The sequence below is a fragment of the Hallella faecis genome (assembly GCF_018789675.1).
Lineage (GTDB): Bacteria > Bacteroidota > Bacteroidia > Bacteroidales > Bacteroidaceae > Prevotella > Prevotella faecis.
Genome location: NZ_JAHKBE010000037.1, coordinates 21,278 through 29,676 on the forward strand (window position 1 = coordinate 21,278; position 8,399 = coordinate 29,676).

An 8,399-nucleotide genomic window follows, 5' to 3' on the forward strand; every position below is an offset into this window, starting at 1 on the left:
ATGAAAAAAACATTGTTATATAGCTTGGCGGCTTTTGTGGGTCTTTCCTTCATGAGCTGCAGCGGCGACTACGACGATTGGATGGCGCCGCAACACAACGACCAGGATAGCGCCATCACCATACCGGGATTTACGGCTTCGGCCGCCGGCGATGTGAACCTGGCCAACCCCGGCACGGATGTGAAGGTGTTCAGCCTCTCTACGGCTACGCTGCCTGAGGGCGCGCAGCTCGGCCACACCCGTGTGGTGCTCACGCCGACCGATGAGGCTGCCGCCTACACCCTTCCGCAGGAGCTCGACGCCACCAACGAGGGAACCATCGACAGCACGGCCTTGCAGACGGCTGTGGTGAAGGCTTACGGCAAGCGCCCGTCGGCACGCCCGTTCAAGGCGCACGTCTACAGCGATGTGGTGGCCAACGGTCAGGCGCTCTTCGTCGACGCTGGCGAGATCAGCGTGAACGTGTCGCCCAAGGCACCGTTTATCTCAAAGGCTTATTACATCGTGGGCGACTTCAACTCATGGTCGCTCAACGAAACGTCGTTGCCCAACTATAAGTTCAGCCGCTCCGACAAGGATGTGTATGAGGATCCTATATTCACATTCACCCTCACCACAACGGGCACCAACCAGTGCTGGAAGATCATTCCGCAGGAGAACATCGACGCCAACAACCTCTGGGCACAGGGCGTGCTGGGAACTGCGAAGGATGGCGACATCAGCGACGCGGGCACGCTCGTTACCGACAACCCGCAGGCTGGAAAGATTGTCGATGCTGGCACATACGTCATCACGCTCAACATGATCGACTACACCTACAGCGTGGTGCGCGCCGACTCTTATTACATGGTGGGTGGGGTCTACGGATGGAACGCTGAGGCTGCCTCGAAGCTCGCCTTCTACAACGAGGGCGGATCGAAGGCTTCCATCACCACGCAGTGGACAGGCGACGCCAACCTGAAGATATGGAACCGTGCCAACATCAACAATTGGAACTTGGCATGGGGTAGCGTTACCGACGGCGAGACGGCTGCCGAGGGCGACCTCGTGAACAGTGGCGCCAACGCCTTCGTGTGCCCCGAGAAGGGTGCCTACTACACGCTCACCATCGACATGTCAAGCAAGAAGTACTCATGGACGAAGCTCGACAACCAGGAGCCACAGGCGTTCTCACACGTGAGCATCATAGGTGGATTCAACGACTGGAAAGCCGACGTCGACATGACTCAGACGGCTCCCCACAACTGGTATCTCCGCCACAAGTTCACCGCAGCGACTGAGATGAAGTTCCGCGCCGACCACGAATGGACCACCAGTTGGGGTGGACAGACGGCCGCTCTCGCCGACATGATCTACTGCGCTGCGGCAGGTGGCGACAACCTCAACATTCCGGCTGGAACCTACGACATCTATTTCAACGATATCACCGGCCAGTTTATGTTTGTGGCTGTCAACTAACAGTTATCGCCCCAAATCTCGATAGTCTCTTTTAATGCTGGGCGGGCAATGGCGTGATGCCATTGCCCGCCCTCTTTGTATTTATGCGGTTCAGTGCCCATTCCCCATTCAATCGCTCAACATCCGACGGACCCATTCCGCATTACGGAAAACCGTTAAATCTATATACATTGTCGGAACGCTTTACTTTTCGTGAAGTTTCATTTCATCGATTTTTTAAATAAACATAATAATTTGGCCTTTTTTTGGTCGCTCAGCGTTCCCGGGCTATCTTTGCTGCCGTCTACGAGAGGCGGCGCGGCCCCACCACCCACCACCCGCCTCGCCGACAACGATACGGAAAAACACGCGTGAAACCCGACAACAGTACAAACATCATTAACCCTAAACTCATCACAATTATCATGGCAAACAACAACCCATGTACGGAACAAAACAACCAAGAGCGACCGCCGTTTAAGATGACCTATGAACTGCAGGTCAACATGGAGGATCGCCTATTGCAACTCTTCAGCGCCGTGATCGACCTCGACGCCGCCGACCGCGAGTTTCCCATCTGGGGCGACACCACCAACCAACTCATGGAGGTGGCGTGGACCCTCTCGAAGATGCGACGCATCATCGACCACGAAACGCACCGGCCCATGACCATGCACCGCATCGCTACGCTGCTCTGCCAGAACTTGCATAGGCGCATGCCAAGCAACATCTACAGCGTGGCGCGGCAGAGCCGCATGACGGGACGACCGCCCGTGGTGGAGTATTTCGCCCGGCTGTGGTATGAGGGCGGCGTGGACCCCAGCGTCTTCATACAGTGGCAGAAACCCATCAGTTTTCCTCCCTTCAGAAGCTACCGTGGCGTGTTCTAAACGCATCGCAACTTACCATTACTCTCAACATCAGGCATTAACAAAAACAATGACAGCATGAACACCGAATTTGAACAACAGCGGCAACGCATGGAGCGTCGCCAAAAGGCTTTGGCCCTTCTCGTGGCCGATGTGCGGCACCTTGTGGCCCAACCACCCGCCTCGGTGGAGTGGAAGCGCACCAAGACCGACCTCGTGGAGATGATCTACCTGGCATGGGGCACCTACGAGCTAACCGACCCGTATGGCCGCCCCGCCACGCAGATTTGGCTGGCCAAGAGGGCCTTCAGCGCCGTGGGACTGGCCTTGCCGCGCAGCATCTACAACGTGATTTGGAAGATCAACAATCGGCTCAACGACCACCGCACCGTGCTACGATCCTACCTATGAGGCCGCTCGCAATGTGCCGCAACGCCTGGCAACGACGCCCGGCGGAAGCGGCAACCCTTACGCGCAAGAATCATTCACAACAACATCAACACACACACAACACATTTACTATCATGACACAAACCGAAAGAACACAACTCACACCTCACTTCAAGCTCTACGAGTTTACACGCTCGGGCGTGGCCGCCGACCACGACCTGCCCAACTGTCCCAACGCCGCGCAGACGGCCGCCCTGGAGGCGCTCTGCCAGAACGTGCTCGAGCCCCTGCGCCACCGCTTCGGACCCATCGTGATCAGCAGCGGCTTCCGGTCGCCGGCCGTCAACCGCCTCATACCCGGCGCTGCTCCCGCCTCGCAGCACACCAAGGGTGAGGCCGCCGACATCGTGGTGGGGACGCCCGAGCGCGCTATGGCGCTCTACCGCTTCATTCGCGACCGCCTCGACTTCGACCAGCTCATCTGGGAACCCATCGACGCCCCCGTGCCCCGCTGGATCCACGTGAGCTACACCCGCCGCCGCAAGAACCGCCACAGCGTGCTCTAACCCACCGACAGCCTAACCGACCGATGGGCAGGTGGACCCGGAAGCGCATTGCGCCCACCGCCCATCCTGCCCATCCTGTTTCATCCTGCCTACGGCCACTGGGGTCTCGTGTTTTTTGATAAAAGCACCCCGCATGGTATCTGTGCTATCTGCGATCCGTGGGAGAAACGTTCGCGCCCAAAGCCATAGCGGGCTATGACTTTGGGCGCGAAAGGAAGCAAGATGCTCGAAACAAACACTAACAAAGATGCTCGAAACAAGCACTAACAAGCATTGAGATCTAATGACCTATTAGGGCTAAAATAGTGGATCTCACAACTGTATCTCCACAGCTTTTCCATCATATTCCACACTCTTGGTTGCCTGCATAGGCTGATCGCCAGCGCCACTGTTGGCACCCACCAGCACGATGTGGAATTGTCGACGCTGGAGCATTCCCTTATAGCTGCCCTTGCGAGGGGCGATGGTCAGGGTTCTGCCCGCTTCGTTCCAGGCAAACTTTATTTCAGAGAACTTGCCCTTCTCGTAGTTGTAGTTGTCGCCCTCGTCCTCATAGAGCGTAAACGTTCCGTCGGCGCCAGGATAGACACGGATCTCCAACTCGTCCCAAGGCTTCTCCGAACTATACTGCACCTCGGGGCCGAACGGCAGGATGGTGCCAGCCTTGATGAATACAGGCATGATGTCGATGGGGCAAAGGCGCTGGATGTCCTGCCCACCCTCATACAGGGCGTTGCTCCAGAAATCATACCACTTGTTGCCCTTAGGCAAGTAAACATTCACGGGCGCGGCCGCCTTCCTTACATCAGGATAGATGGTGTGGCCCTTCTTGTCCTTGTCCTTCCAGGTGTATAAGGGGTCGGTCACCGGCTTCACCAGTATGTTGCGGCCGAAGAGATACTCGTCGTTCAGGCGAGAGGCCTTCTTATCGGCGGCATAATCCATCACCAGGGCGCGCATCATGCTTCCGCTGTTCTGCACACAGTCGCCTGCCGTGCTGTAGATGTAGGGCAGCAGGCGATAGCGCAGCTTGATGGTCTTGATCATGGCGTCGTACGCCCAGTCGCCCTGCTTTCCAAACGCATACAGTTCGCTCACCATAGGCGACGAGCAGTGGTTGCGCATCATTGGCATGAACGTTCCCCACTGCATCCAGCGGGTCTGCAGTTCCTGAAGGGCTGGGTTCTTGGCGTTCTGCTCAAAGTCCCAGTAGAAGAACCCACCCAGGTCGGTGTTCCAGAACGGGATGCCGCAGAGCGAGAAGTTCAAGCCCGATGGAATCTGGTTCTTCATCTCGTTCCAGGAGGCCGACACATCGCCGCTCCAGCAGATGGTGCCATAATGCTGAATGCCGAAGGTGGCGCTTCGGGTCATCTGGAGCGAACGCTTCTCGTTGCCCTTCATCGCTCTCTGGTGCTCGTAGATGCTCTTGTTGTGCAGCAAGGGGAAGGCGTTCTTCACGCCCAGCCATGAACCATCGAAGGTCTGGTAGTTCTCGTCGCCGGGCTTCTCAAAATGGTCGGGCTCCGAAGAGTCGGTCCACCAGGCATCGAAGCCCATTTGGTAGAGATGGGTGAGATATTTCCAATAGAGGTCGCGGGCCTTCGGGTTGAACACATCGTATGGCATCACGCCACTATTTTGGGGCCACGTTTCGAAAGGAAGGAGGGCGTTCATCTTCTTCAGCTCACGATACTGCTCCGTCCAGGGGCCGAAATTTGCCCAGATGGAAATCATCAGGTGGGCATTGTTCTTATGAACATATTTCACCATTTCCTCCGGACTCTTCAGGCGGGGTTCACCCTGCGCCTTCATCTGCTTCATGTCTGTAGGAAGATACTTGGCAAAGGCAGGGTCGCCCACCTTATTGATGTAGTAGGGATTCTGGAATTTCATCGCGTTCCAGTTGGAGTCGCAGCCCCAATACTGCCAGTCTTGCACGATAGCATCGGTGGGAATCTTCAGCTCGCGATACTTGTCCAACACGCCCGCCAGTTCATCGCTGGTCTTATAGCGCTCCCGGCATTGCCAGAAGCCCATTGCCCATTTGGGGAACATGGTAGCCTGGCCGGTCAGTTCGCGGATGCTGGCGATGACGCCATCCTGCGTGCCATCCTTATACATGAAATAGTAGTCGGCGCAGGTTCCCACCTCACTGGTGAAGGATGTGCGCGACGGCTGGCCGCCATGGCCCTTCGACGCAACGACATCGTTGAAGTAGGTCTTTCCCGCATTGTCCCAGTAAAGTCCATAGCCCTTCTCGCTGGTGAAATAGGGTATGGCTATATAGGTGTTGTGGTTCCAAAGCTCAATGTTATGTCGGCCACGCTGGTTCATGTGAACGTCACGCAGCTGCCCCAGGCCATAGATGGCCTCGTCGTCGGCCAGGCGGAACACCTGCTCAATGCGGTACTTGCCCTTGTTGGCTTCATCCTTGCGTGCTTCCAGGCGGGTCTTGGTGTCGGTAAGCAGCAGTTTCCCATCCTTCGAAAGGAAGCGTATTTCGCCGGTCTGCTGGTTCAGCTCAACAGAGAAAAGGCTCGACTTAATGTTTACAATTTCGCCGTTTTCCTCTATTTGTATGTCCTTTGTCTGCCGAGGCTTCAACACAACCGAATAGCTCTTCTTCTGAACGGAGGCACCTTGGTTGGCGTCACATTTCACGATACGGACGATGGAGGGAGAATAGAACTCAATGGTTACGTTCTGCTGGGCAACCTGGCGGGTCACCACCTTGGCAGAGACGCCCTGGCGAAGGCTTGCCACCTTTACGCTTTTGGCGGCGAGTTGGCAGGGAACGCCAACAGTTGCAATGCCCAAGAGGGCCATGAGGGATAAACGCTTTAGCATACTTTTGGTTTTTGTGTTATAGGGTTTGTAATTGTTCCTGTTCGAAAAAACATAAGCTATGTTTGTCGGTTGCAAAGGTGATGCTAATTGCTGGAAAAGGGATAAAACAAATGATGATTTGAGTGGTACATTTGTTGAATCATACCTAAAAGAGGCCTTTTTAGGGCCATTCGGGCTCGATTTGGGGTTTACATGTATTCGGATGGTAACACGCCAAATTCCTTCTTAAAGCATTTGGTGAAATAGCTGGGCGAGCTGAAGCCCGTGCGCTCCGCAATCTCGTTCACGGTGAGCGTGCCTTCCTGCAGCAAGGCCGCCGCGCGACGAAGGCGGACGCTGCGGATAAATGCCACAGGGGTGGTGTCGGTCAGCGCCGTCAGCTTTTTGTAAAGTCCCGTCCGCTCCATGCAGAGATCGTGGGCCAATTGTTCCACGCCATACTCGCCATCCTCCAGATGCTGCTCCACCAACGAACGAACCTGTAGGATCAGTTTGGGCTCACCAAGGGCCTCCTTGGCTGTTTTCGGCAGCTGGCCGCTATCTGCCAAGGACGGATCAGCGTTGGCCGAAGGGTTATTTATTATTACATTTCTATCTCTTCTCCGAAGGTGGTAAAGAAGCGCGCCTCCCACCAAAACCACCAGGAAAACAACAAAGCCGGCTATCGCCCATCCTGTTTGCCACCAAGGCTGGTCGATCGTAAAGAAGAGGCCCAGCATGGGCGAAACATAGATGAGGCCATCGTGGTAGGTGCCAAGCCAGATGGCTCCCTCCCGATCCCGATAAACCGTATTGATGCCCGTGGCAACCGATTTCCCATCGGGCAAGGTCAACTCCTTTACCTCCCGAGGAGTGGTGCCCACCTTGAAATCGAACATCAGATAGCCATGCTGGCTGCTGATCAAAGCCTGATTGCCCGACGACATGTTCAATGTGTGCAGGAGGTAATTGCATGCAAATATTCTGGTATACTTCCGGCTTTCCGGGTCAAAATGCAGGAAGATGGAGGCGTCGGTCTTGCTCCTTTCGTCACGTCCGGTTCTGATCTGGTAAAACTGTCCGTCGGGTGTCTTAACGGTGAGCGAGGTGTTGCGGTAGCGCTGGGCGTTGAGCGCTGGATAAGCAGAGGCGGTATAAGCCAACTTGCCTTTCAGGAATGTCGCTACGATTCCCGAATCCATAAAAGCATAGACCTGCTGGCCGTCGGTATCCAAATCTTGCAGACTGCCCCATTCTTTCCTCAAAGAGATGAGGCACCCGTCCTGCGTATTGAGCAGCGTGTTGCCCATCAGTACCCAGACCTGCTTTCTGCTGTCAACAAACAGGTCCTGGATGTCGCGCCCTTTCAAGCCGTTTCGGATTTTCCCCGTTTCGTGCAACAGGGAATCAAGAGGATGCTCCAAGAGTCGCCTTTCAGTAAGCTGAACGCAGAATATCTTTTGGTAATCCTTCACCCAGAGGCGGTTCCTGTTGTCGGCGTAAAGATGCGTCTGCCCCTTGTACGCAGCAATGCTTTCCTCCTTTTCTGAGGGGAGAGGGATGAGCACGAACCGTCTGCCGTCGTAGAGATTGACGCCCTTGCGGGTTCTCACCGCCAACTGGCCGTCTGCCAACTGCATCATCTGGAGAATGCAATTGTCAGACAGTCCCTGTCGCGTATTGAGCACATAGAAGTAGTCGTTCTTCCCTACTTTCTGTGCGAAACAGGAAAACGGCTGGCCCAATAGGCAGAAAAGAACGATAAACAAAAAAACCTTATTCATAGCGGTTCAGTGGCGGTTGTAAGCGCTGAAGCGCCCCCGCAGCAATGTTGTGCGATGATCTCTTTCGTGAATACACATATTTCATAGAGGGCTTTGATGCGCCATTCAGCATGGTTATAGCGACGCGTTATCAGCAACAAAGATAATGAATTATTGTCGCACAAACAAATAATCACGCAAAAAGTCCCAATGTTGGCGACAATTATGGTAAAAGCTTGGGTGCCGCATGGGCTCCTTCGGATGTGGAAGGTTATAGCATGGGTGCGAATGGCCAGCGCGCAATTCGTAAGGTGCCCACCGCCTGCGGCGATGGCTCGATCGATACACGAAAATAGAGCCTGTAGCCCACCTCCACTAAAACGGAACGTTTTCGTTAAGCCAGATGAGCAGAGCTAAGCTTGCTTAAGCTCTGCCATGGCGAGAAAACGTGCCATGAAATGGAAGGTTTTCGTTAAGCCAGGTGAGCAGCGCTAAGCTTGCTTAAGCTCTGCCATGGCGAGAAAACGTGCCATGAAATGGAAGGT

General features: G+C 55.0%; 6 protein-coding genes. 4 read left to right on the forward strand and 2 right to left on the reverse strand.

Going from position 1 to position 8,399, the window contains the following annotated elements; translation table 11 throughout:
- The 4 genes from KM934_RS09045 (at position 1) to KM934_RS09060 (ending at position 3,262) form a co-directional block, all read left to right on the forward strand.
- A complete protein-coding gene (locus KM934_RS09045; RefSeq protein WP_215760299.1) occupies positions 1 to 1,458 on the forward strand; it encodes an Outer membrane protein SusF domain-containing protein in 1,458 nt (485 codons plus the stop codon).
- A 404-nt stretch (positions 1,459 to 1,862) separates the two neighbouring features.
- Positions 1,863 to 2,327, forward strand: a complete 465-nt coding sequence (locus KM934_RS09050; RefSeq protein ID WP_215760300.1) for a hypothetical protein — start codon at positions 1,863 to 1,865, stop codon at positions 2,325 to 2,327.
- A gap of 57 nt (positions 2,328 to 2,384) precedes the next feature.
- The gene (locus tag KM934_RS09055; protein ID WP_215760301.1) at positions 2,385 to 2,717 is read left to right on the forward strand and encodes a hypothetical protein; all 333 of its coding nucleotides are present in this window, start codon (positions 2,385 to 2,387) and stop codon (positions 2,715 to 2,717) included.
- 113 nt (positions 2,718 to 2,830) lie between these two features.
- Positions 2,831 to 3,262 carry a D-Ala-D-Ala carboxypeptidase family metallohydrolase gene (locus KM934_RS09060; RefSeq protein WP_215760302.1) on the forward strand — a complete coding sequence of 144 codons (432 nt, stop codon included), beginning with the start codon at positions 2,831 to 2,833 and terminating at the stop codon, positions 3,260 to 3,262.
- Between the two features lie 312 nt (positions 3,263 to 3,574).
- Here KM934_RS09060 and KM934_RS09065 read toward each other — a convergent pair whose 3' ends face one another.
- Both KM934_RS09065 and KM934_RS09070 read right to left on the reverse strand, forming a co-directional pair.
- A complete protein-coding gene (locus KM934_RS09065) occupies positions 3,575 to 6,112 on the reverse strand; it encodes a glycoside hydrolase family 31 protein (protein ID WP_215760303.1) in 2,538 nt (845 codons plus the stop codon).
- Positions 6,113 to 6,300: 188 nt separating this feature from the next.
- Positions 6,301 to 7,875: a helix-turn-helix transcriptional regulator gene (locus KM934_RS09070; protein ID WP_215760304.1), complete on the reverse strand. Its 1,575-nt coding sequence runs from the start codon at positions 7,873 to 7,875 to the stop codon at positions 6,301 to 6,303.
- Positions 7,876 to 8,399 lie beyond the last annotated feature (524 nt).

Excerpts from the sequence above, each read along its gene's own strand:
- KM934_RS09045 (WP_215760299.1), top strand. The coding sequence starts at position 1 with ATGAAAAAAACATTGTTATATAGCTTGGCGGCTTTTGTGGGTCTTTCC.
- KM934_RS09050 (WP_215760300.1), top strand. The coding sequence starts at position 1,863 with ATGGCAAACAACAACCCATGTACGGAACAAAACAACCAAGAGCGACCG.
- KM934_RS09055 (WP_215760301.1), top strand. The coding sequence starts at position 2,385 with ATGAACACCGAATTTGAACAACAGCGGCAACGCATGGAGCGTCGCCAA.
- KM934_RS09060 (WP_215760302.1), top strand. The coding sequence starts at position 2,831 with ATGACACAAACCGAAAGAACACAACTCACACCTCACTTCAAGCTCTAC.
- KM934_RS09065 (WP_215760303.1), bottom strand. The coding sequence starts at position 6,112 with ATGCTAAAGCGTTTATCCCTCATGGCCCTCTTGGGCATTGCAACTGTT.
- KM934_RS09070 (WP_215760304.1), bottom strand. The coding sequence starts at position 7,875 with ATGAATAAGGTTTTTTTGTTTATCGTTCTTTTCTGCCTATTGGGCCAG.